The sequence below is a fragment of the Streptomyces sp. NPDC104831 genome, from assembly GCF_055583025.1.
In genome coordinates this window covers 219,284-242,319 of the sequence record NZ_JBVJOT010000003.1, presented here as the reverse complement: position 1 = coordinate 242,319, position 23,036 = coordinate 219,284, and the positions used below count along the sequence as shown (strand labels likewise).

At 70.9% G+C, this 23,036-nt stretch carries 21 protein-coding genes; 10 read left to right on the top strand and 11 right to left on the bottom strand.

Going from position 1 to position 23,036, the window contains the following annotated elements:
• Nucleotides 1-31: 31 nt before the first annotated feature.
• The 8 genes from ACZ63H_RS03680 to ACZ63H_RS03645 are packed head-to-tail and all read right to left on the bottom strand — an operon-like array spanning nucleotide 32 to nucleotide 8,455.
• Nucleotides 32-1,216: an acyl-CoA dehydrogenase family protein gene (locus ACZ63H_RS03680; protein WP_469861771.1), complete on the bottom strand. Its 1,185-nt coding sequence runs from the start codon at nucleotides 1,214-1,216 to the stop codon at nucleotides 32-34.
• Nucleotides 1,213-2,457, bottom strand: coding sequence for a type III PLP-dependent enzyme domain-containing protein (locus tag ACZ63H_RS03675; RefSeq protein WP_469861769.1), 1,245 nt, complete (start codon nucleotides 2,455-2,457; stop codon nucleotides 1,213-1,215). Before ACZ63H_RS03675 ends, ACZ63H_RS03680 begins: the two co-directional genes overlap by 4 nt.
• Nucleotides 2,450-3,943: a class I adenylate-forming enzyme family protein gene (locus tag ACZ63H_RS03670; protein ID WP_469861767.1), complete on the bottom strand. Its 1,494-nt coding sequence runs from the start codon at nucleotides 3,941-3,943 to the stop codon at nucleotides 2,450-2,452. The genes ACZ63H_RS03675 and ACZ63H_RS03670 overlap by 8 nt, the downstream gene beginning before the upstream one ends.
• Nucleotides 3,940-5,004, bottom strand: a complete 1,065-nt coding sequence (locus tag ACZ63H_RS03665) for a phosphotransferase enzyme family protein (protein WP_469861765.1) — start codon at nucleotides 5,002-5,004, stop codon at nucleotides 3,940-3,942. The genes ACZ63H_RS03670 and ACZ63H_RS03665 overlap by 4 nt, the downstream gene beginning before the upstream one ends.
• Nucleotides 5,001-6,176, bottom strand: coding sequence for a hypothetical protein (locus ACZ63H_RS03660; protein ID WP_469861763.1), 1,176 nt, complete (start codon nucleotides 6,174-6,176; stop codon nucleotides 5,001-5,003). The genes ACZ63H_RS03665 and ACZ63H_RS03660 overlap by 4 nt, the downstream gene beginning before the upstream one ends.
• Before the next feature lie 24 nt (nucleotides 6,177-6,200).
• Nucleotides 6,201-6,839 carry a hypothetical protein gene (locus ACZ63H_RS03655; protein WP_469861761.1) on the bottom strand — a complete coding sequence of 213 codons (639 nt, stop codon included), beginning with the start codon at nucleotides 6,837-6,839 and terminating at the stop codon, nucleotides 6,201-6,203.
• A gap of 42 nt (nucleotides 6,840-6,881) precedes the next feature.
• Entirely contained in the window at nucleotides 6,882-7,658 is a 777-nt protein-coding gene (locus tag ACZ63H_RS03650; RefSeq protein ID WP_469861759.1) for a class I SAM-dependent methyltransferase, read from the bottom strand.
• Nucleotides 7,655-8,455, bottom strand: coding sequence for a phosphoenolpyruvate carboxykinase (ATP) (locus ACZ63H_RS03645; RefSeq protein WP_469861757.1), 801 nt, complete (start codon nucleotides 8,453-8,455; stop codon nucleotides 7,655-7,657). Before ACZ63H_RS03645 ends, ACZ63H_RS03650 begins: the two co-directional genes overlap by 4 nt.
• A gap of 396 nt (nucleotides 8,456-8,851) precedes the next feature.
• Here ACZ63H_RS03645 and ACZ63H_RS03640 point away from each other — a divergent pair, with 396 nt between their 5' ends.
• The 10 genes from ACZ63H_RS03640 to ACZ63H_RS03595 all read left to right on the top strand — a co-directional run bounded on the left by ACZ63H_RS03640 (nucleotide 8,852) and on the right by ACZ63H_RS03595 (nucleotide 17,959).
• Nucleotides 8,852-9,838 carry an aldo/keto reductase gene (locus ACZ63H_RS03640; RefSeq protein ID WP_469861755.1) on the top strand — a complete coding sequence of 329 codons (987 nt, stop codon included), beginning with the start codon at nucleotides 8,852-8,854 and terminating at the stop codon, nucleotides 9,836-9,838.
• 204 nt (nucleotides 9,839-10,042) lie between these two features.
• Nucleotides 10,043-10,813, top strand: coding sequence for an SDR family NAD(P)-dependent oxidoreductase (locus tag ACZ63H_RS03635; protein ID WP_469861753.1), 771 nt, complete (start codon nucleotides 10,043-10,045; stop codon nucleotides 10,811-10,813).
• 111 nt (nucleotides 10,814-10,924) lie between these two features.
• Nucleotides 10,925-11,947, top strand: a complete 1,023-nt coding sequence (locus ACZ63H_RS03630) for an inositol-3-phosphate synthase (protein WP_469861751.1) — start codon at nucleotides 10,925-10,927, stop codon at nucleotides 11,945-11,947.
• Between the two features lie 4 nt (nucleotides 11,948-11,951).
• On the top strand, nucleotides 11,952-12,755 hold the full coding sequence (locus ACZ63H_RS03625; RefSeq protein ID WP_469861749.1) for a histidinol-phosphatase: 804 nt from the start codon (nucleotides 11,952-11,954) through the stop codon (nucleotides 12,753-12,755).
• Between the two features lie 67 nt (nucleotides 12,756-12,822).
• Nucleotides 12,823-14,016, top strand: coding sequence for a methionine adenosyltransferase (locus ACZ63H_RS03620; RefSeq protein WP_469861747.1), 1,194 nt, complete (start codon nucleotides 12,823-12,825; stop codon nucleotides 14,014-14,016).
• A complete protein-coding gene (locus ACZ63H_RS03615) occupies nucleotides 14,010-15,032 on the top strand; it encodes a hypothetical protein (protein WP_469861745.1) in 1,023 nt (340 codons plus the stop codon). Before ACZ63H_RS03620 ends, ACZ63H_RS03615 begins: the two co-directional genes overlap by 7 nt.
• Nucleotides 15,029-15,592, top strand: coding sequence for a P-loop NTPase family protein (locus ACZ63H_RS03610; RefSeq protein WP_469861743.1), 564 nt, complete (start codon nucleotides 15,029-15,031; stop codon nucleotides 15,590-15,592). The genes ACZ63H_RS03615 and ACZ63H_RS03610 overlap by 4 nt, the downstream gene beginning before the upstream one ends.
• Nucleotides 15,585-16,862 (top strand): DegT/DnrJ/EryC1/StrS family aminotransferase, encoded by a 1,278-nt coding sequence (locus ACZ63H_RS03605; protein ID WP_469861741.1) that lies wholly within the window; start codon nucleotides 15,585-15,587, stop codon nucleotides 16,860-16,862. The genes ACZ63H_RS03610 and ACZ63H_RS03605 overlap by 8 nt, the downstream gene beginning before the upstream one ends.
• A gap of 29 nt (nucleotides 16,863-16,891) precedes the next feature.
• Nucleotides 16,892-17,383: an NUDIX hydrolase gene (locus ACZ63H_RS03600; protein ID WP_469861739.1), complete on the top strand. Its 492-nt coding sequence runs from the start codon at nucleotides 16,892-16,894 to the stop codon at nucleotides 17,381-17,383.
• A 108-nt stretch (nucleotides 17,384-17,491) separates the two neighbouring features.
• Nucleotides 17,492-17,959 carry an NUDIX hydrolase gene (locus ACZ63H_RS03595; RefSeq protein ID WP_469861737.1) on the top strand — a complete coding sequence of 156 codons (468 nt, stop codon included), beginning with the start codon at nucleotides 17,492-17,494 and terminating at the stop codon, nucleotides 17,957-17,959.
• Nucleotides 17,960-18,103: 144 nt separating this feature from the next.
• On the opposite strand, the gene ACZ63H_RS03590 is transcribed toward ACZ63H_RS03595, so the two are convergent.
• From ACZ63H_RS03590 to abc-f, 3 genes are all read right to left on the bottom strand, one after another.
• Nucleotides 18,104-19,111, bottom strand: a complete 1,008-nt coding sequence (locus tag ACZ63H_RS03590) for an LLM class flavin-dependent oxidoreductase (RefSeq protein ID WP_469861735.1) — start codon at nucleotides 19,109-19,111, stop codon at nucleotides 18,104-18,106.
• A 236-nt stretch (nucleotides 19,112-19,347) separates the two neighbouring features.
• On the bottom strand, nucleotides 19,348-21,030 hold the full coding sequence (locus ACZ63H_RS03585; RefSeq protein WP_469861733.1) for an ABC-F family ATP-binding cassette domain-containing protein: 1,683 nt from the start codon (nucleotides 21,028-21,030) through the stop codon (nucleotides 19,348-19,350).
• A gap of 78 nt (nucleotides 21,031-21,108) precedes the next feature.
• Nucleotides 21,109-22,743 (bottom strand): ribosomal protection-like ABC-F family protein, encoded by a 1,635-nt coding sequence (gene abc-f / locus ACZ63H_RS03580; RefSeq protein ID WP_469861731.1) that lies wholly within the window; start codon nucleotides 22,741-22,743, stop codon nucleotides 21,109-21,111.
• Nucleotides 22,744-23,036: the final 293 nt, after the last annotated feature.

The following is a 23,036-nucleotide window of genomic DNA, read 5'->3' as shown; positions in this document are numbered from 1 at the left end:
CGGTCTGCGCACACGTCATGTCGTCCCGCCTCTACAGCAGCGTCACCGCACGGTCCGCCCAGGAGAGCGTGCCGTTCGCGGTCCACAGCCGGTCGTTGGAGTAGTTGAGCGCGGCAGAGCGCAGGTCGCGGAAGGTCCGTTCCAGCGGCAGCGGCGAGGCGGTGCCATAGCCGGTGGCGAGCCCGGCGAGCTGCACCATCCGGTCCGCGGCGCGGAACGTCAGCTCGGACGCGGCCAGCTTGAGGGTGTTCAGATGGATCTGGACGGCGGGGAGGTCGAGCCGGCCGCCGCGAGCCCGGATCCGGCTCACCTCCTCGGTGACCTTCCCCAGATAGGCACTGACCAGCTCCAGGTCCAGCCTGATGCGGGCGACGCGTTCCTGGACGAGCGGAGAGGCGATGTCCGGGCCGCCGGGCTTCTGACCGCGCGCCGTCATCCGGCGGACGAGCTGTCCGAACGCCGTGCGCGCCGCGCCGAGCCAGCAGGCACTCCACGCGAGGTGCCCGACCGGCACCATGCTGTCCGCCGCCACCTGACGGAACTTGCCCCGTTCCCCCACCACGCAGTCCGGCGCCACCTTCCCGGTGAGCCGCACCCCCACGCTGTGCGTACCGCGCATGCCCATCGTCCGCCAGGCGGCGATCTGTTCGATCTTCAGGTCTTCGCTGTCGGCGTAGACGAGCGTCACCTCGTGTTCCGCGGCGTCGGGCCCGTCGCGCACGGTGATGAGGAATCCGTCCGCGTGCATGCCCCCGGTGACCACCGGTGCCTCGCGGTCGAGAGCGAGGCCGTCGGCCTCCCGCAGGGCGTCGTGGGCGGACAGCAGGTGCCCGCCCTTGCCGGACTCGGTGGTGACCGAGGCGAGGTAGGCTTCGCCGGCGGCGATGCGTGGCAGCAGCCGGGCCCGCAACTCCGGTGTGGCGTGCCGGACGACGAGGTCGGTCTGCTGGCAGTGCATGGCCCAGATCATCGCGGTGGACAGACAGCCGCCCGCGAACCGTTGGGCCAGCGCGGTCAACTCGGTCAGGCCCGCACCCATGCCGCCGTACTCCGCGGGGACCAGGAGGCCGAGGTAGCCACGGCGGCGCAGATGGGCGAAGCTCTCGGTCGGGAAGCGGCTTCGCACGTCCACGTCGGCGGCGTGCGCGCTCAGCACAGCCACCGCCTCCGCCACGTCGTCACTGTTCAGCACCGGCTCCTCTTCCTTCCGTGTCATAAGCGCGTCTCCTCCAGCCCGAGGCGTCGGACGGACGTGACGGTGCCGCCGTCGTGGACGACCTCCACGGGCAGCGGATGGCTCAGGAACGCGACCAGGCTGGCGGTCAGGCCGTACGCGCCGACGTTCGGCACGGCGAGCAGGTCGCCGGGTCGGGCGTCCCCGACGACGGCGGACCGGTTCAGCACGTCCAGGGGCGTGCACAACGGGCCCACCAGTGAGACCGGCGACGGCTCGGCGCCCCGTGGACCGTCCGCGGAGCGGCCGAGTCCGTACGGGCGGGCGTCGGGCGCCCGCAGCCGGCCCAGGCCCGACATGCCGCCGAGGGTGTGGACTCCCGCGTCGAGGACGGCGAAGACCCGCCCCCGGGTTTCCTTCACGTCGAGCACCTCGGTGACGAGCGTCCCCGCCGCGGCCACCAGATAGCGTCCGGACTCGAAGGCGAGCCGCGTACCGCGCGCCTCGCCGCCGGGGAAGTGGGCCGCGAAGGCGCTCCCGAGGGCCGCGGCCAGCCGGGGGTGGCGGATCGGCTCGCCGGGTACCGCCTGCGGCGCGGCGAAGCCGCCGCCGAGGTCGAGGACACGGGGGACGAAGCCGGTGTCCCGGCCGACGGCCGCCGCCGTCCGCAACGCCTGGTCGAACTCGGCGATCAGCCCGTCCTCGTCGGCGACATTGGTGGCGAAGTAGGTGTGCAGGCCGACCGGGTGGGTGTGGTCGCGCGGCGTCAGCAGTGAGCGGACCGCCGCGGTGTCGGCGACGTCGACCCCGAACGGCGAGGCGCCGCCCGTCATCCTCAGCGAACCGCTCGCGCTGCCCGCCGGGCCGTTCAGGCGGACCAGATGCGAGCAGACGACACCCGCCTCCCCGGCCAGGGCGTCGAGCCGTGCCCGGTCGGTCACCGATTCCACGGAGAAGGTGCGTACCCCGGCGGCCAACGCGTCCCGCAGCGCGCTGACGGACTTCCCCGGCCCGGTGTACAGGATCCGGTCGGCGATGTGCCCGGCGGCACGGGCGGCGCGCAGTTCGCCGACCGAACTCACCTCGGCCTCGTAGCCCTCCGTACGCAGCGCCTCGACCACCCGCGGATGAGGGTTGGCCTTGAGCGAGTAGTACGTGCGTGCGCCGGCCGGAAGGTCGTCGCGCAACGCGGTCGCCGCGCGGCGTACCGCCGCCAGGTCGTAGACGTACAGGGGTGTGCCGTATCTGGCGGCGAGTTCGGTCAGGAACCGGCGGTCAGTCACCTTCCGTGCCCTCCTCCAGCGCCGCGCGGTCGATCTTTCCGTTCGGTGTGAGCGGCATGCGCGCGATGCGCACACACGTGTCGGGGCGGCCGGCCGGTCCCAGGCACGCGGCGATGCCGTGGAGGACCGCGTCCGGAGCGGCGGTACCGGTGATCCAGAGGGTCAGGCGCCCGTCGGGACCCGGCGGACGGCAGGCCGCCTGCTCGACGCCGGGAACGTCCAGGGCGGCGCTCTCCACCTCCTGGCAGCTCATCCGCCGGCCGCGGCGCTTGAAGAGATCGTCGCGCCGCCCGTCGAAGTAGAGCCGCCCCTCCGCGTCGAGGTGCCCGAAGTCGCCGGTGCGCAGGGCCCGTCCGGCGCCGTCCGGAGCGGTGACGAAGCGTTCGTCCTGCCGTGTGGCGGCCGCGTCGCCCCAGTACCCGTCCATCACATGGGGCCCGGCGACGAAGATCTCGCCAGTGGCGCCGGGCGGGACCGGCACGCCGTCCGGGCCGAGGAGGAAGAGCCGGGTACCGCGCAGCGGGCGGCCGACCGTCCCGGGGTGGGCGAGGTCCTCGTCCGGGGCGGCCACTGTGATCCGCTTGCATTCGCTCATGCCGTACATGCAGATCAGGGCGGCGCCCGGGAAGGCGGCGCGGACCCGGGCGGCGTCGGGCCCCACGAGGGCGGCACCGGTGTTGGTCAGCAGCCGCACCGAGGTCGGACGGCGGTCGCGCGCGGCGAGTCGCGCCAGGAGCAGCGCGAGGGTCGGCACCACGGGCACCACCGTGGCGTTGCTCTCCCGGATCTCGATCAGCTCGCGCGCGGATGCCCTGCCCGGCGGGTACACCACCTCGGCTCCGGCGAGCACGGCGAGGAAGAGCTGGTAGAGACCGTAGTCGAAGGAGACCGGAACCCGGCAGTACACGATGTCGGCCGGTCCGTAGCCGACCCGTTCGGCTATCGCCCGCGCGACCCATACGATCGCGCGGTGGGGGCAGACGATGCCCTTGGGCCGGGAGGTGGTCCCGGAGGTGTAGAGCAGCATCGCCGGATCGTCCGGGCGTGCCGCCGGTGCGGCCGCGGCCGGCGGCACAGCGGCCCACTCCCGGCTCGCGACCGGGACCGAGGTCAGGGCGGCGAGCGCGGGGACACGGCGTTCGGTGGTGACGACCACGGCGGGTCGCGCATCGTCCAGCAGATGCCGCAGCTGGTAGGCGGAGGCGTCCTCGGCGACGGGTACGACGACGACGCCGCGGGAAACCGCGCCGAAGAGCAGCGCCGCGAAGTCGCGGCCGCCGGGCAGCGCGCACAGCAGCCGCGTTCCGCGCCCGGCCCCGATCCCGTCGAGCCAGCCGGCCGCGCGGCGCGCCTGCTCGGCCAGCTCCGCGTACGACCAGACGCCACCGCGGTCACGCACGGCCGGGTGGCCGGGCCGGGTCCGGGCGGCGCAGGCCAGCAGGTCGTGGACACACTCGGTCGACGTGCCCGCCGCCCCTGCGGTCATGAGCCCTCCCGGAGCGGTACGGCGCGCCCGCGGGCCCCCGGCCGCCCGGCGTGCGGCGCGAGCGCGGCGACGACCCCCCGCACGTTCGCGCGGACCGCACGCGCCCCGTCCGCCGCCCAGCCCAGGTACCAGCGCAGCGTCGCGGGACTGCTCGCCGCCAGCTGCCGCACGTAGTGCGGGGTCGGCACGAAGTACAACTCCAGGATCGGGACGACGGCGCGCAATTCGGCGGGACGCAGCGGCTGTCCGCCCGCGGCGCGGAGCAGCAGGTCGACTCCGAGGCCGTGATGGACGCGGAAACTGCCCCGGCCGGTACGGGCGAGGAAGAGCAGTGCCCGGGCGAGGTCGTAGACGCGTGGCCGGATGTCGACGCCGTCCCAGTCGAGAAGGGAGATCAGTGTGCCGTCGTCGTCGAAGACGAGGTTGGAACCGGCGAGTTCGCCGTGTGTCAGCGTGGCGGGCAGCGCCTGGTAGGCCGCCAGGTCCAGTTCGGCCCGGGCACGGTGGTAGGCGCCGCGGTAGGCGTCCCCCGTCTCGTCCCACACGGCCGGGCCGGCGGCCTCGGAGACCAGGGCACCGAGGACGTCGAGGGCGCTCGCATCGGCGTCGAGCCAGAACTCCATGTCCTGGATCGGGTTCGCGCCGGGCTCCGGCAGGCCCTCGACCGGCACCGCGTGGACGGCGGCGATCAGCTCGGCCGCGGCGCGCAGGTCCTCGGCGGAGCCGTCGGTGCAGTGGCGGCCGTGCACGTACCGGCGCAGCTGCCACAGCACACCGTCCACGGAGGCATGGGGCAGGCCGTCCAGGGTGTGCAGCAGGGGTTCGACCGGCACGCCGTGTGCCGCGGCCCGGGTGACGGCCGCGTCCTGGAACGCCAGCCAGGACGCCGCCCCGGGCCGCCCCAGCCGCTTGAGCGTGTAGTGGCCGTCCGCCGAGGTGAACCGCCAGACCTCGTTCAGGCTCTCGCGTACCAGCCGCTCGACCACCAGCGGCCGGATGCCGTACTGCGCCTCGACGACCTCGGGCACCGTGCGGCCGGGGTCCGCGTCCCAGCCGCTCATACGCCGGCCGCCGTGGTCCCGGTGGCGTCCATCGCGGCCACCAGGTCGTGCACGCGGGCGTCGCAGTGGGCGGCCGGATCCCAGCGGAGGCGGAAGACAGGGCACTCGCGGACGAGTCCGGCCAAGCCGGCCCGCGCCGTCTCCGCCCGTTCGGGTGCCGGGTCCGCGGCCAGCCACCGGCTCCGGTAGTCGGGGTCCGGGGCCAGCAGGTACGGGTGCAGCGCCGCGGCGGCCTCGGCGGCGTCCAGCCGCGCGACGGACGGCTCGCCGCCCGCCGCCGGCTCCAGGACGACGAGGGTGTCCGCGTGGGCGGCCGCGGTGAAAGGCACCCCGAGGAGGTCGTCCACCTCGCTGTTGCTCAGCCAGACCTTGTCCAGGGGAAGCCCGGGCTCCGGGCGTCGGGCGGATGTGGCGTCCGCCCCCGATCGGAAGGGGTTGATGGCCCGTACCGGCGCGTGGCCGCGCAGCGCATCGAGGATGCCGAGCGCCGCGACGGAGCCCGCGCCGAGCCGTGTGGACACCGGCAGACCGACGGCGCACCATCCGGCCGCGGTGGGCGCCAGGAACGTGCGGTCGGTCCCCACCACGCGGCCGCCCCCGCGGCCCAGCCACACTGCCGAGGACGTCTTTCCCGCCCCCGCGTCACCGACGAGGACCACCCCACGCCCGTTGGGCCGTTGGGCCGCCGCGCCGTGGAACATCAGGGCGCCGTCATGGAGGACCGCCTCGCGCACCAGCTCCCGAATGGTGCGGGTGGCGAGGAGGCCGAGGCTCTTCGGGGCGGGGGAGACCAGCGCCCAGGACCGGAAGTCCGGTGTGATCAGTGCGTGCGGATGTGTGGTGGTGTCCTCCGCGACCAGCACCGTCTCGCCGTCGGCGCCGCGGTGCTCGGCGTACCACTCGCCGGTGAACGCCTGACGGCGGCCGGTACGTGCGCCCAGGTGCCCTTCGGCGAACGGGCCGGCGTCGGCGAGGACCCACAGATCGGCCGCCGGGAGCGGCTCGGGCACGGCGGTGTCCGAAGCGACGTTGTGGTGCTGACTCGCGAGGTAGCGGTGGACATCCGGGTCAGGGGTGTGTATCCGCAGCCGGGTGCGGTACCACTCCACGGTGAGCGTCACAGGGGTGGTGTCCCGTTCCGCCCGGCCGGTCAGCGACGAGTAGAAACCCATGGAGAGCCTCCTGGAAGCGGGGGTTCAGATGACGCCGGTCTCGGCGAGTCGGGCGCGGACGACCTCGAACCGCTCGGCCGTCATCCGCCGCCTGGCGATATCCGCCTCCGTCTGGTCCTTGCGGCCCAAGCCGAACCACAGCCGCCCGGTGGCAGGGTCCATCCGCCGCGACACGCTCTTCTCCGCCGGCCCCCGCACCAGCAGTGAGACGGTGTGTGCCTGCGTGGTCGTGGCGTGCACCACGTCGTGGTGGATCGTGTACGAGTCGCCGGAGCGCTCCGTGGTGCGGAAACGGGGCTCGAAAGCCGGTGTGTCGTCGTCCGAGTCCTCGATGACGTGGTAGAGCACGTGCTCGTAGCCGCCGACCAGCAGCCGGGTGGTGAACGACCAGCGGTGGTCGTGGGGCGCGGCGACCTCCATGTCCGACCAGACGTGCAACCGGATGCGGAAGTTGCGCTCCGGGGCGTCGTGCAGCACGAGTTTGTCGAAGAGCCGGTTGTGCTCACACATGTCCCACAGGCGCGGGTCGGTGCGCACCCCGTCGACGAGGTGTCGCAGGGCGTCGGTGTCCGCCGACAACGCGGCGAGGAAGGCCGCGTTGTTCTGGTGGGCCTTGTCGAGGTCGGTCCAGTCGACGTGGTAGCCGGCGAGTTCAGACAGCATGTCGTGTCCTTCCGTAGAGGCCTTCGGGAACCGGGACGACGTTCACGCGTGCTCGCAGAGGACGATCTGTGTGTCGGAGTCGTCCGTGAGCGGGTGTCCGTCGAAGTCCCCGTACGCCCGTGCCACCCGCAGCCCGGCCCGGGCCAGGAGTACGCTCAGCTGCCCGACCGTGTACATCCGGCTCGTGCGGTGCACGTACTCCGTCCTGCCGTCCGCCGTGAACGTGTAGGCCATGTCGTCGGTCAGACGCCGGGTCACGGGGTCGTACGTGCGCCGGCCCCGGACCGTGACGCCGCCGCCGGTCGTCGGGTCGGGGTAGCCGAAGCGGTCTCTCCAGACGCCGTCGGCCCGTGCCGATTCGTGCCCGGGCGACGCGACGTCGAGCGCGAAGACGCCATCCGGCCGCAGGTGCGCCGCGACGGCGGTGAAGCAGCTCACCGCGTCCTCGTCGGTGAGCAGATGACAGACGCTGCTGCACGCGAGCATCACCAGGGCGAAGCGCCGCCCCAGGTCGAAGGAGCGCATGTCGCCCAGCCGGAACGCCGGCGGGCCGGCCGGTCCGCGCTTGCGGAGCGCCTGCTGGATCATGCTGGGTGACACTTCCAGGCCGACGACATCGATGCCGAGGCGTGCGACAGGGAGACTCAGCCGGCCTGTTCCCGCCGCGAGTTCGAGGACGGGGCCGCCGTTGGTACGGGCGAGGTCGCACCAGAAGCCGATGTCGTGGGTGTACGTGGCGTAACGCTGGTCGTAGTGCGGGCCGTCGTAGTAGAGGTTGTCCACGTACCGCAGCGCGCTGTCTTCGGCCGGGCCGGTCACGGCGCCGACACCACCCGGTCGAGCATGTCCGCCAGCTCCGCGCGCAGGCCCAGTCCGGCGAGGCTCTGGCACAGCGCGAAGGCGGGCACCGTGGCGCCGAGCTGCCGTGCCCGGTCGGCCAGTCGTCGTGGTGGAGGCGGGGTGAAACACGCGGAGAGAGCGTCGTCCTTCACCGGCGGCGTCAGGAGGTTGGCGAGCAGTCGCTCGGCCGCCTCCGCCCCGTCCAACCGCCGCAGTACGAACTTCTCGTCCTCCGTGAACGAGGGGAAGAGCAGGGCTTTCAGGGGGGCGCTCGGCGCGATGCGGCAGCCGAGCATGCGGCCGATCTCCTCGGGCATCAGCAGTTGTGCGTCCGTGCGATGACGGTTCGCCGGGTGGGTGGTGCCGGCGGGAAGTGTGAGTCCGAGCGGGCCCAGGGTGTCGAGGCGGACGGAGACCGAACGCGGCCAGCCGTGTCCGACAGGCCCGTCGGCCCCCTGGTGGACGGAGAGGTCGTCGTTGCTGACGAAGTCCGCGCCGGCGCCGGCGGCGGCCAGCACGGTCGAGGTCTTCCCGCTGCGCTTGTTGCCGACGACCGCGACCCCGTGTCCGTGCCACGCGACCATGCCGGCGTGGAGGAAGAGCGCCGACGCATCATATTCGGCCGTTTCGAGGCGGAGCAGGGTGCGGATGTTTCGGACCACATGGACCGGCGCGTAGGGGGATAAGGAGTCCGCGGTGAGGTGGACCACGCGCCTTTCGGCGTCGATTTCCCGCCAGACAAGGGTGTCGTCGTAGTCGCCGTAGTGCGCACCCATTGTCCGATTTTCATCCATTTTCATGGAAAGAGCGACGCGCCAAGTTTCGCCCGTGGGGCTCGGTGGCTCCATGGCAACGAATCCGGATAGGTGTCCTTCGATGGTTGGCCAGATACCGGCCGGCACCTCGGCTTCAACCGTCCCTGCGACCCCACCAGCGCATCGAACGGTGACGGTAGCTTCCGGGTACACCGAGAAATCCCTTCGTCGGGGAGTCGGCGGTGCGCCGATGTCGGGACTCTAGACCATGGGCCGTCTTGTTGGACAGCCTCGGCAGGCCCTCCCAGGTGGTCTTGTCCAGCCGCACGAGCCAATGCGACACTCTTCTACGTCGACCTGAGCCGTCCCGACGGGAAAAGCTCATGTTTGAAATTACTCACTGGTGGTACGGGACTGATGGAATACGTGCATCTCGGACGTACCGGACTCCTTGTTAGCCGACTCGGACTGGGCACCATGAATCTCGGCTCGCACACCTCCGAAGCCGATAGCCACGCAATGATGGACCGTGCACTCGAACTCGGCATCAACTTATTCGATACGGCCGATATCTACGGACGTAAAGCCGGTCGCGGAGGGACGGAGGCGCTCATCGGGCGGTGGTTGGCTCAACGCGGTGGCCGCCGCGACAAAGTAATACTCGCCACCAAAGTGTACGGTCGGACTGCCGACGGTCCGAACGGCCGCGGCCTTTCCGCACACCATCTCATCCAGGCGTGCAATGCGTCGCTGAAACGGCTCGGCACCGACTGGATCGACGTCTACCAGATGCACCACGTCGACCGGTCGACCCCGTGGGAAGAGATCTGGCAAGCCATGGGAACACTCGTGACGCAAGGCAAAGTGCGCTACACGGGTTCCTGTAATTTCGCCGGTTGGCATCTGGTGTCCGCGCAGGCCGCGGCCGACACACGGCACCTTTTCGGGTTGGTTTCCGAGCAGTGTCACTACAACCTCCTCGTCCGGGATGCGGAACTCGACGTCATCCCGGCCGCCTCGGCACTCGGTCTCGGCATTCTGCCGTGGTCGCCACTGCACGGCGGGCTCCTGTCCGGTGTGCTGAGACGACGGGCCGCCCGCACCACGGTCCGCTCCACGAGCGACCGCGTCGCCGGCGGCCTGGCACGGGGGAGACGCGCGATCGCCCGGTACGAGGATCTCTGCGCGGAACTCGGAGAAGACCCCTCGGTGGTGGCGCTGGCCTGGTTGCTCGGGCGGCCGGGAGTGACCGCACCCCTCATCGGGCCCAGGACCGGGGAGCAGTTGGACCTGTCGGTGCGGGCCCTGTCGGTGGAGCTGGGCAAGGACGTCCTGGACCGGCTCGACATGCTCTTCCCCCCGGTCGGAGCGGGGGGCCCGGCACCCGAGGCATGGATGCGGTGACCGAGTGATCAACGCAGATGGGCGAATTCGCCGGACACCGCACTGACCGAACCCCGCCCCCCTCTTCCTGTCATTTACGAGCAAAGAAACGACAAGAAGATGGAGGGTGCATCAACAGTATTTACATTGTCCGGCAAACGTAGGTACGTTGACACCGCGCCCGCGGCGCAAGCTGCGACCGGTGAGAAACAAGGAGGCCTCGCCATGCGAGGGTTGGACGGGAAGGTCGCCATCGTCACGGGCGGCGCCCAGGGAATCGGGCGGGCAGTCGTCAACCGGCTCGTACAGGAAGGCGTCACCGTCACGATCGCCGACAAACACCCGGAGTTCGGGCCCTCGGCCGCGGCCGAGGTGAGCGCCGGAGGCGGCCGTGCATGGCACGCCCAGGTCGACGTGTCCGTGGAGGAGGAGGTGGTCTCCGCGGTCGAGGAAACGGTGCGGCGATTCGGCCGGATCGACTACCTGGTGAACTGCGCCGCCGTATTCGTCATGCGAGGAGTGGAAGCCACGGTCGAGGAGTGGCGCCGCAGCAACGACGTCAACATCATGGGCCAGGCGCTGTGCGTCAAACACGTCGTGCCGCACATGGCCGTGCAGGGCGGTGCCATCGTCAACATCGCCTCGATTTCCGGGCACATCGCGCAGCCGGGCTACGTCGTCTACAACGCCGCCAAAGCCGCTGTCGCGAACATGACTCGCTGTATGGCCCTGGATCTCGCCGAACAGCGGATCCGAGTCAATGCCGTCAACCCCGGAACGGTGTGGAACGCCAACAACGAGCGCTTCCACCGTGAGGTGCTGAAAATGACACGTCAGCAGGCCGAGAAGGACCCGGACATCGGTGGCAGACACATGCTGAAAAGGGTGGCGGACCCTGAGGAGATCGCAGGCCCCATTGCCTTCCTCCTGTCGGACGACGCCAGTTTCGTCACCGGCGAGAACCTGATGATCGACGGCGGTTACACCGCGATGTGACCGGCACCGGCCGGCACAGCTTCCCACTTCATTTTCTTCATCGGTCGGAGAGGACCCATGGGCGAAATCAGAGTTGCTCTCGCGGGCGTAGGCTCCTGCGCTTCGAGTCTCGTGCAGACGGCTGACTTCGTCCGGCGGGACGAGGCGGCGCTCAACGGCATCATGTACGAGCGCATCGGTGGCTACCGCGTGAGCGACTTACGGTTCGTCGCCGCCTTCGACGTCGACAGCCGGAAGGTCGGCCTCGACCTCGCGAAGGCGGTCATCACGCCACCGGTGGCCGCGGTGCTGCACACCGATATCGAGCCGACGGGTGTCTCCGTCGAGGCAGGTCCGCTGCTCGACGGCATCGGCGGCAACCTCGTCGGTGTCATCGAACCGCACCCCGCGAGCCGGGAGACGACGACGGACGCCGTCGCCGAACGCCTCACCGAGGTCCGCGCGGACGTACTGGTCTGTCTCCTCCCGACCGGCGCGACCGAGGCCGTGCAGTCCTATGCCCGCGCCGCCGTGCGGGCCGGGGTCGCCTTCATCAACGCGACCCCGGAGAGGGTCGTCCACGAGCCCGCGCTCGCGGCGGCGTTCGCCGAACGGGGCGTGCCGCTCCTCGGTGACGACCTCCGCAGCCATCTCGGCGCCACGACGCTGCACACCGCGCTGATCGAGCTGCTGCAGTCACGCGGTCTCAGCGTCGTCAACACGTACCAGCTCAACGTCGGCGGAAACACCGACTTCCTGAACCTGACCGATCCGCGCCGCGCCGCCCGGAAGACGCACACCAAGCGCAGCGCGCTGCAGGCGGCCGGCATCGACGCCGGTACCGTCTCGGCCGGTCCCAACGGATTCGTGGAGTACCTGGGCGACGAGAAGGTCTGCATGATCCGCATCGAGGCGGACTCGGTCCTCAACTCCAAACTCACACTCGACATCCGGATGCAGGTCGAGGACAGCCCGAACGCGACCGGCGTGCTGGTCAACGCGGTCCGCATCGCGAAGACCGCCGCCGAGCACGGCCACGCCGGATCGGTCCACGACGCCTGCGCCTTCCTGTTCAAGAACCCACGTGTCGGGGCCACGGACTCCGTCGGCACCCGCCGGTTCCGTGCGTACGTCGACAGCGTCGCCCGGGACTGACCGCATGTTCGACCTCCACACGCACCACGAGCGGTGTGGGCACGCACAAGGAACGCTCCGGGACTACGTACACGCGGCGATCGACGCCGGACTGCACACCCTGGGTTTCTCCGACCACTCGCCGTTCTTCGCGGAGCCCGAGGACCACCATCGTCCGTGGGTCGCCATGGCGAAGAGCGAGTTCCCCCGGTACGTCGCGGAGGCGCGGCGCCTCCGCGAGGAGTACGCGGACCGCATCCGCATCCTCATCGGAGTCGAGTCCGACTTCTTCCCCGAGCACGCCGGGCTCTACCGTGAGGCGCTGGCGCGCCACGACTTCGACTACGTCATCGGGTCGGTGCACGTCATGGACGGTGTCGACCTGTTCCGGCCCGAGCGCTGGGCGGGCGCCACCGAGGACGATCTGCTGCGCGCCAAGGAGCAGTACTGCGACCTGGTGACCCGGTCGGCCCGCAGCGGCCTGTTCGACATCCTCGGCCACATCGACGTGGTGAAGGCGGCCTGCCCGGTCATGTCGTCCATCACGACGCCGGCCACCGAGCGCATGCTGCGGGCGATCGCCGACGCCGACGTGGTGATCGAGATCAACACGTCCGGCCGCACCAAGGCGTGCGGTGGCTGGTATCCGGACCTCGCGCTCCTGGAGATGGCCGCCCATTACGGCGTCAAGGTGACCTTCGGGTCCGACGCGCACACCCCGCAGCGGGTCGGTGAGGATCAGGCGGAAGTCCGCCGCACACTCCGCGACCTCGGATACCGGCACTGGTACATCTTCGAACGACGTCGCCGGATCGCACTCCCGCTGTAAGCGAAACATATTTCCCGTTCGGCCCAACCCTGGAGAAAACCCGGTGCCCGAAACCTATGTGTCCGTCATGTCCAAAGCCGCGCGGAGCGACGGCGATCCCGTCTACGAACTCGTCGAGAGAAAGGGCGTCGGCCACCCGGACACGATGTGCGACGCGATAGCCGAGCGCGCCTCGCGGTACTACTCGCAGTACTGCGTCGAGCACTTCGGCCGGGTCGCCCACCACTGGTTCGACAAGGTCGTCCTCTTCGGAGGCGAGGCCACCATCGATTTCGGCGAGGGAGAACTGACGAAGCCCTACACCGTGCTGTACGCGGGAAAAGGCGCCTACCGCTTCGGTGACCGGCCCATCCCACTCGAAGAAATCCTCTTCCGGGCGGCCGCGGACACGCTCGCGGAGGTCACCACCGGCTTCGTCCCGGAGCGCCACCTCACGGTCCGGTGCGAAGTCGTGGACCACCAGGGCTCGGGGCGCGGCCACTCGCGTTACCGGCCGCAGACGCTGGAGGACCTGACGGAGATCGGTGACACCAGCCTGGTGTCCAACGACTGCAACCTACTGCACGGCTACTACCCCTTGAGCAAGCTCGAGGCGATGGTGCACGGCGCCGAACAGCTCATCAACGGTGCCCAGTTCAAGGCGGACAATCCCGACACCGGGTGGGACGTGAAGGTCTTCGGCAGCCGCCGCGGCCACGAGTACCGCATGATCGTCAACATGCCGTTCCTGGCGCGCCACATCGATTCGATGGCGACGTACCTGCGGCGCAAGGCCGAATGCCGCGCGCAGGTCGCGGAATACCTGGACACGACCTTCGGCCTGGTACCCGATCTGCTGTTCAACCCCACGGACCGGAACAACCGGCCGTACCTGACCGCCCTCGGCTCGGTCGCGGACACCGGGGATGTCGGCGTCGTCGGCCGCGGCAACCGCATCAACGGCCTCATCACACCGATGCGTTCGATGAGCATCGAGGCGCCGGCGGGCAAGAACCCGCTCGACCACACCGGCAAACTGTACGGAGTCCTCGCCCATCAGCTGGCCCAGGAGATCGGCGAAGCCCTCGGCCTGCCGGTGGACACCCACATCTTCACCTCCAAAGAGGCGCGCCTCGACCAGCCGGACGAGGTGGTGGTCGAGGTGCACGGCGAGGTGGACGAGGAGCGCCGAGCCCGCGCACACGCCCTCGTGACCAAGCGACTGGCGGCCATGGGCGACGTGACCCGTCAGCTCGTGTTCGAGGGGATCACGATGTGGTGACTTCCCTCGCCTCCGAGATCGCCGCCGCCGTCCGGCGGTGCGCCGCCGAACCGTCGGCGGAGATCGAGACCTGGGTGCGTCCGTACACACCGGTGGCCTCCCCGGACCGGCATCAGTTCCTGGTGATGCTGAAGCCCGAGCTGGTGCTTCCCCCGTCCGGCGACGGCGTGCGCCCTCTCACCCGCGTGCTCGGAGTCCTGGCCGACCGCGGCGTGGCTGTCGGCGCGGTCCGTGTCCTCTCCGGCTCCTTCGTGGCGCGCCACGCCGTGGTCGAGTCGCACTACCCGGCACTGAACCGCATCGCCCGCTCCGGCCTCGCCGCGCTCACCCCGGCAGCCGCCACCCGGCTGGACGCGGCCCACCCCGGCTTCCGTGCCGCGGGGGGCCGTGTGGTCGGAGCCTACGAACTCCTCGGCGAGAGCCCCGACATGACGCCGTTCGCGCTGGAACTGCTGACGCGGAACCGCCCGGTGCACAAGCTGGGCACCGGCACGTACGCGATCCGCGCACAAGTCGACGGCGAGGATCTGGTCATCCTCAACCCGTTCCACCCCCAGCAGGTCGCGCACTTCACCGCGGCCGGCGGTGCCATCGCCCTGCTGGAGTGCTGGTCGGAGCTGGCACTTCCGGTGATCCGGCGCACGCTCATCGGCACGACCGATCCGCTGGACGCGGAGCCGGAGTCGCTGAAGGGCATCCTTCGTCGAGAAGCCGCCGCGCTCGGACTGGGCCGGATCTCGACCCGCCACAACGCCGTGCACGTCTCTCCCGGCGCGGTCGAGGGTATGGCCACGATCGCGCGCTACTTCTCGGCGGGCGGCTCCGTGATCCGCCCGGAGGAAACCGCGTTCGGCCGCAGGCTGCTGGCGGCCGGTCTCTCCGCGGAGCGGGTGGCGTGGACGGCCGGGGACCCGTACATCGAGGCCGGACCGGACGCGGGGCCGCTGTTCGAGCTGACCGAAGACCTGGACTGGGCGGACGCGGAGCGGTTCGTCACGGCGCTGGAGCCGCGGTGACGGGAACCGGGCGCTTCTGGGTGGTCGGGACGCCCGGCGCCGGGAAGTCCACCCTCGCCCGGCAGTTGGCGGCCGCACTCGATGTCCGGCACGTCGAACTGGACGATCCGTTCTGGGCAGCGGGCTGGCAGCCGGCGCCCCCGGAGACGTTCCTCGGCGCGGTCGCCCGGATGCTCGACGGGTCGGGGTGGATCGCGGACGGCCAGTACGGCAGCGCGGTCGCCGAGCACGCGAACCGGACCCACGCGGTCGTCTGGGTCGACCCGCCGCTGTGGGTGAGCCTGCCGCGCCTGGTCCGACGCACGCTGAGCCGCGCATGGCGGCGGGAGCCGATGTGGTCGGCCGGCAACACCGAGTCCTGGCGGCACGCGCTCGGCAGCGAATCGGTCATCTGGTACGCGCTCTGCGTGCACCGCGCACAGCGTCGGGCGAACGAGGAACTCTTCCGGCGCCTGGCGTCGCTCGATGTCGTACTGATCCGTGTCCGGCGGCCGCAGCCGGACGCCTTGGCCGACGCGTTGCGGGCTGCGGCCCGGCGAAAGGAGCCCACAGATGAGTGATCTGGCCCTCTTCGGCGGGGAACCCGCCCTTCGCGCACCCGTCACGATGACGTGGCCGGTCATCACCGACGCCGATGTGACGCGCGTCGCCGACGCCGCCCGTCGCGGCGAGATCTCCTACGACGCCAGCGAGGGCCTCGTCGCCGAGCTGGAGGGCGTGTTCAAAGCCCGGCTGGGACGGCCGCACGCGCTGGCCACCAGTTCGGGCACGGCGGCGCTGCACTCCGCTTTCTTCGGACTGGGCCTCGGGCGGGGCGACGAGGTGCTGGCGCCGACGTACACGTATCTGGCGACCGTCATGCCGATCGTGGCGTGCAACGCGACCCCGGTGCTCGTCGACGCGGAGCCGGACACCGGCAACATCGATCTCGATGACGCGGAACGGCACGTCACGGCGCGGACGCGGGCGATGGTGGTGACCCATCTGTCCGGGCACCCGGTCGACATGGAGCGCGCCATGCGATTCGCGCGGCGGCACGGTCTGAAAGTGGTGGAGGACTGCTCACAGGCGCACGGTGCGTCGAGCGCCGGGGCGGAGGTCGGCACCCGCGGCGACGTCGCGGCGTTCAGCCTTCAGGGCCGCAAGCTGGTCGCCGCGGGCGAGGGCGGGATGCTCACCACCTCCGACACCGACGTGTACGAACGCGCGGTCATGCTCGGTCATTTCGCCGCCCGGTCGGAGCAGGAGGTGCGCGCGCCGGGGCGAGTGCCGTTCGCGAAACTCGGCTACGGCCTCAACTACCGGATGCATCCGCTCGGAGCGGCACTCGCACTCGGGCAGATGGAGCGGCTCGATCAGCATCTCGACCGGCGCGCGGCCACGTTCGCCGCCTACGACGAACTGCTGCGCGCGACGCCCGGCTTCGCCCCGGCGCCGCGCCAGGCTCATGTGACACGCCACGGCGGTTACAGCTACCAGCCGTTGTACGACCCGGAGGCATGGGGCGGTCTGCCCCGCTCGCTGTTCGTCGACGCACTGCGGGCCGAGGGCGTGCCGGCCACCGTGCCGACATCGCTGCCGCTGCACCGCGAGGCGTTCTTCACCCACGCGGAGACGGGCATCGAGACGTTCGCGGTCGACCCGGGCCGGCACCTGTACCGCGCCGGTGAACTGCCCCGCAGCGAAGGGTATGTGGCGTCCGCCTGGCGGCTGCCCGCCTACCCGCAGCCGCTGTCGACGGAGGAACTGGCCGGGTTCGCGGAGGCGTTCCGCAAGGTGGCGAAAGGCGCGGACGAGCTGCGCCGGCACGGTAACGTCACAGCCCGGTGAGCGAGGAGCGAGGAAAGGTTGGGACGGCCATGCGTGTACGGCGCTCGGCGCGGGGACTGGTGCTCAACGCGCGGGACGAGGTCCTGCTGTTGCGTGCGGAGGATCCGGCGCCGGTCGACCCGGCCAATCCGCACATCCTGCACTACTGGGTGACCCCCGGCGGGGGCGTGAAGGACGGTGAGAGCGCGAAGGCGGCGCTCGCCCGGGAACTGCACGAGGAGACCGGCCTGACGCGGGTGTCGATCGGGGCGGAACTATGGCTGCGCGAGCTGGAGCTGGATCTGCCGAAGCACGGGCGGATACTCAGCCATGAACGCTACTTCCTCTGTCGGAGCGACGAGACCGAAACGTCCCGGGCCTTTCTCACCGAGAGCGAGCGCGGAGTCATCAAAGAGGCCCGCTGGTGGCCGCTGGAGGAGTTGTCCGCCTCCGTCGAGGTGATCCGTCCGCCCGGGTTCGCCGGTCTCGTCCGGGCGGTGCTGGCCGACGGGCCGCCCTCCGGCCCCTTGCGAATTTCCTGAGCCCTATTGGGGCCGTGGCATTTCCGCTGCGTGGTGCGGAAATCGCGCGCCTCGTTTCGGTCGTCGTTCCCCGGCAGAGGGAACAGAAATCATGGATAAGGTGCAGGTATGAGTTTCCGATTGGCGGCGTACGCCGTGTGCGTGGAAGAGGACCGAGTGCTGCTGGCCCGTCATGTGGGGCCGGAAGGCGACACGACCTGGACGCTTCCCGGCGGCCGCGTGGAGCATGCGGAGGATCCGTTCGACGCGGTGATCCGGGAGGTCGCGGAGGAGACCGGCCTGGAGGCGGTGGTCGAGCGCCTGCTGGGCGTGGACTCACGGGTGATTCCGGCCGAGATCGCGCGGGCGGGCGTGAAGCACCAGAACGTCGGCATCTTCTACCAGGTCCGCATCACCGGAGGTGAGTTGCGTCCCGAGCCCAACGGCGAGACCGCCGAGTCGGTGTGGACGCCGTTCGACGCGGTGGCCGGGCTGTGCCGGTCGTCCCTGGTCGACGTCGGCATCACTTTGGCACGGACCACTCCGGCGACGGGCCATGTGCCGCCCGTCCCGGTCGGAGATCTCGTTCGGCACTGAGCCGTACGGAACCGTCAGGGCCTCTCGTCGTCGTGACCTGTGGAACCACCACGCCGGCGACGAGGGGCCCTGTCTTCGTCACCACATCCGCGGGCCGGGTGATTCCACCTCAGTACGGGATCTCCCGGCCCGTCGCTCCGCTCGTTACCGTGAGCGCAACCGCGAGAGAACCGCGGCGTTGTGGCGGAATTCCTCGTCGGTGAAGATGCCTCCCAGCAGCACGTAGGAAACGCCGAGCTCCAGATAGCGGTCGAGGTATTCGGCCACCCGCTCATAGCTCCCCACGAGCAGGGGCGCGGAACCCTTGCCGGCACGGTAGGCGCCGGTCCAGTACACGTCGTCGTGGGTCTCTTCGGACAGTGCCAGACGCGCCAGCCGCCGGCTCCAGTCGGACTCCGACTTCTGACGCATGACCGTCTTCAGATGCGAGAGCCGGTCGCTGGGGTACTGTTCCCGGGCCGCGAGCCACGCCTCCTCGTCCGTGGCCCTGGCCAGGAGCCCGACCCTGATGCCGGTCCTGAGTCCGGCTCGCGCCGGCGTCGCGAAATCACCGGCGAACGACGTGACGGGTTCCGGATGCGTCACGGAGACGTCGGCCACCTCCGCCGCCGCCTTGCGCCCGGCCTCGGAGGAACCGGCCACGAAAAGACGCGGCCGGTGCTCGGGAGGCAGCTCCGTCCGTGTTCTGAGCCCCCGGTACTGGTAGAAGACGCCCTCGTGGGAGAACGGCTCGTTCGAGCCGAGGAGGCCGCGTACCACCGTCGCGTACTCGACCGCCCGCTGATAGCGCTCGTCGTGGCCGAGCTGGTCCGTCACTTGTCCGAGCTCGTCCTTGGCCGCGCCGGTGATCAGGTTCAGGTCGAGCCGGCGGCCGTGGAGCACCGTCAGGTTGTGTATGAGCTTGGCCGCGGTGAAAGGCGGTAATGCGTAGGGCTGCAGGGCGACCAGCGGCGTGATGTCGCTGGTGTGCTCGAGAACGGTCGCGGCGATCACCCATGGGTCGAAGTTCTGGTGGTTGTAGAAGACCAGAAGCCCGTCCATGCCGTACGCCTCGGCTCGTTGCGCGAGCGTGACGATGCGTCCCTTCGGGTCCGTCTCTTCCCAGTTCGGCGAGTAGGCCGTTCCGTAGACACTGAAGTCTTGTCGAGTCATAGTGTTCCCCGATACTCGTGGATGATCACCTTCATTGCCAGGGGAACTCCCGCCGAAACGGATCAGATGGTTGTGACGACGGCGGGCGGTCCGGCGTCACGAACACCTCGAACCGGGCCGAGGGCCGGGGCCCGCGAAGTGGCCGCGAAGTCGAGCGCCGGGGGCCCGCGCGTCGCATCGCCGTCCTGACAGGTGCGGGTGGTGCCGGTGGCACCACCATCTGCGGCGCCTCCGGCTCAGGCCCCCGACCGGACCGTGGCCGCATCCTCTCGCCGGCCGCGTCCCGCGTCCGGCCGGCCTCCCTGCTCCAGACGGAGCTCCCGGCCCTGCCACCGGCGTCGCAGCCAGCGGTCGTGGCTGGCGACGACGATGGCACCGGGGCCGGAGCCCAAAGCCTCCTCCAGTTCGTCGCACAGCCGCGGGGAGAGATGGTTGGTGGGCTCGTCGAGCAACAGCAACTGGGGCGGGCGGGCCACCAGCAGTGCCAGTGCGAGCCGCCGCCGCTGCCCGACGGACAGTTGCCCGACGGGCTTGTCCGCGTCCGCCTCGTGCAGCAGTCCGAGCGAGGCGAGCGGCACCTGCTCGGCCCGTACCGGGCCCAGCGACGTCTCGTAGGTGTCACGGACCGTGCGTTCGGGCCGGTCGAAGACGGTGTCCTGGGTGAGCAGTCCCACCGTCAGCCCGGGCCGCCTGCGCACCTCGCCCCCGGCCGCCACCCGTCCGGCGAGCACGGCGAGCAGCGTGGACTTGCCCGCCCCGTTGCCGCCGGTGACCAGCAGCCGGTCGGTGGCCGGGATCTCCAGCGTGTCCAGCGCGAGCCGGCCGGGCACCCGGACGTCCCGCAGGGCCACCAGCGGCCGCGGCCCCTCCTCGACCCGTGCGGCCAGCTCCCCGGCCGCGAACCGCAGCGGGCGCGGCGGCTCGGCGACCTGGGTGCGCTCCAGCTCCGCCAGCCGCCGGGTGGCGTTGCGCACCCGGCGGGAGATCTGGTTCTGCACCCGGCCCGCCCGGTGGCCGTAGCCCATCTTCTCGTTGTCGGTGCGGCCCCGGTCCGGGGCGACCCGGTGGGCGGTCACGCCCGCCGCCTTGCGCAGCTCCGCCAGTTCCTGCTGTTCCTCGGCGTACCGGCGCGCCCAGCGCTCCCGCTCGGCGCGCTTCTCGCGCAGGTAGGCGGAGTAGTTGCCGCCGTAGCGGACCGGGCCGTCCACCGCCGGGTCGAGGTCGACGAGGTCCGTGCAGACGGCGTCGAGGAACGCCCGGTCGTGACTGGCGACCACGACCGCTCCGGGCAGGGCGCGGAGCTGCTCCTCCAGGAAGGCGGCGGCGCCGTCGTCGAGGTGGTTGGTCGGCTCGTCGAGCAGCAGCGCGGACGGGCGGCGCACGAGCAGCGCGGCCAGGGCGAGCCGGCCGCGCTGCCCGCCGGACAGCGAGCCCAGCACGCGGTCGCGGCCGACCGTGCCGAGGCCCAGCCCGTCCAGCACGAGGGCGGCGCGGCGGTCGGCGTCCCAGGACTCCCGGTCCTGGGCCTGCTCCAGCCGCCTGCCGTAGGCGTCGAGGAGTTCCTGGTGGCCGGGGTCTTCCTGCGGGGCGCGGGCGAGTTCCCCGCCGAGCCGTTCCAGTTCGGCGAGGTCCTCGCGGGCCTCGCGCAACGCCTCGTCCAGCACCGCGGCGACGGTGGCATCGGAGTCGTAGGGCATCTCCTGGTGGAGGAAGCCCGGTTCGGCGGGGCGGGAGACGCTTCCCGCGTCGGGTGCGTCGACGCCGGCGAGCACCCGCAGCAGGGTGGACTTGCCGACACCGTTCTCTCCGATCAGGCCGACGCGGTGGCCGGGGGCGGCGGTCAGGGAGACGCCGTCGAGGACGCGCCGGCCGCCCAGGACGCGGACGAGGTCACGGGCGAGCAGAGCGGGCTGGGGCATGGGGAACCGTCCAACGTGTTCGATGGTCGGCCCGCCGGGCGCGGAGCCTCGGACGCGGGCCACGTGACACGCCGGGGTTCACCCCACGGGGGCTCCCGTCTCCCTCAGCGTGCCGTCGGCCAGCCGCAGCCAGCGGTTCACGCCGATCCCGGCGAGGAACCGCTCGTCGTGGCTGACCACCACGAAGGCACCCTGGTAGGAGTTGAGCGCGCTCTCCAGCTGGCCCGCGCTGACCAGGTCGAGGTTGTTGGTCGGCTCGTCGAGGAGGAGGAGATGGGGGGCCGGCTTGGCGCACAGGACGCAGGCCAGGGTGGCGCGCAGCCGTTCGCCGCCGGAGAGGACGCCGACGGGCAGGTGGGCGCGGGCTCCCCGGAAGAGGAAACGGGCGAGCAGGTTCATCCGCTCCGCCTCGGGCCGCTCGGGGGCGAACGCGGCGAAGTTCTCCGCCACGGTGCGGTCCAGGTCGAGCAGGTCCAGGCGCTGCGAGAGATAGGCGATCCGGCCGTCGTTGCGCCTGATCTCCCCGCCGTCCGGGGCGAGTTCTCCGGTGATCAGCCGGAGCAGGGTGGACTTGCCGGCGCCGTTGGGCCCGGTGAGCGCGATGCGCTCGGGGCCGCGGACGGTCAGGTCGATGCCGCCGTCGGTGAAGACGGCGCGGCCGGCGTGGTGCACTTGCATGCCCTCGCCGAGGAAGAGGTTGCGGCCGGCGGGCACGTTGGTGTCGGGCAGTTCCAGGGTGAGGCGCTGTTCGTCGCGCAGCGCGCGTCCGGCCTCGTCGAGGCGGGACTTGGCCTCACTGACGCGGGAGGCGTGCGTCTGACCGGACTTGCCGGCCGCCTCCTGCGCGCCGCGCTTCATGTTGCCGGCGAAGATCTTCGGCAGACCGGCGTTCTTGAGGTTCTTGGAGGCGTTGCTCATGCGGCGCTCGGCGCGTTCGCGGGCCTGCTGCATCTCCCGCTTCTCCCGCTTGAGTTCCTGCTCGGCGTTGCGGATGTTCTTCTCCGCGACCTCCTGCTCGGCGCGCACGGCCTCCTCGTAGTCGGTGAAGTTGCCGCCGTAGAGGCGTAGTTCGCCGCCGCCGAGTTCGGCGATGCGATCCATGCGGTCGAGCAGGGCACGGTCGTGGCTGACCAGCAGCAGGCAGCCGGTGAAGTCCGAGAGGACGTCGTAGAGCTTGTGGCGGGCCTCGGCGTCGAGGTTGTTGGTCGGCTCGTCGAGCAGGAGGACGTCGGGGCGCCTGAGCAGCTGGGCGGCGAGGCCGAGGGAGACGACCTGGCCGCCGCTGAGGGTGCTCAGGCTGCGGTCGAGGGCGAGTCCGGCCAGCCCGAGGCGGTCGAGCTGGGCGCGGGTGCGCTCCTCGATGTCCCAGTCGTCGCCGATGGTGGCGAAGTGCTCCTCGCCGACGTCGCCGGACTCGACGGCGTCCAGGGCGCGGATCACCTCGGCCACCCCGAGGACCTCGGCGACGGTGAGGTCGCCGGTCAGGGGGAGGGTCTGGGGGAGGTAGCCGAGGGTGCCGCCGACGGACACCGAGCCGGTGGCCGGCTGGAGTTCCCCGGCGATGAGCTTGAGCAGGGTGCTCTTGCCGGAGCCGTTGGGGGCGACCAGTCCGGTGCGGCCGGTGGCCACGGTGAAGGACAGGTCGTGGAAGACGGGGGTGTCGTCGGGCCAGGCGAAGGAGAGGCCGGAGCAGACGATGGCAGCGTCGGACATGAAGGGACCTCGAAGGCACGGGGGCAGAACAGAGACTTCTGCCCTGGGCAGACATGGGGAAGGGGTACGACGATTCGGGCCACGTCGGCGTCGGCGCTCCTGTACGCCGGCCGGTGGCCGTCAGATCCGGATCTCACCCGGAGATGTCGTCTTCACCCACCACGTCTGCGTCTCCTCGATCACTCGATTCAGGTCAGCGACAGCTTACCAGCTGCCGCTCCCACGCCTGCTCGGTCCGTCCGCCTCTCCACACGTGTGCGGGCGTTCGGTGTCTTGTCCGCCGCAGCTTGCGC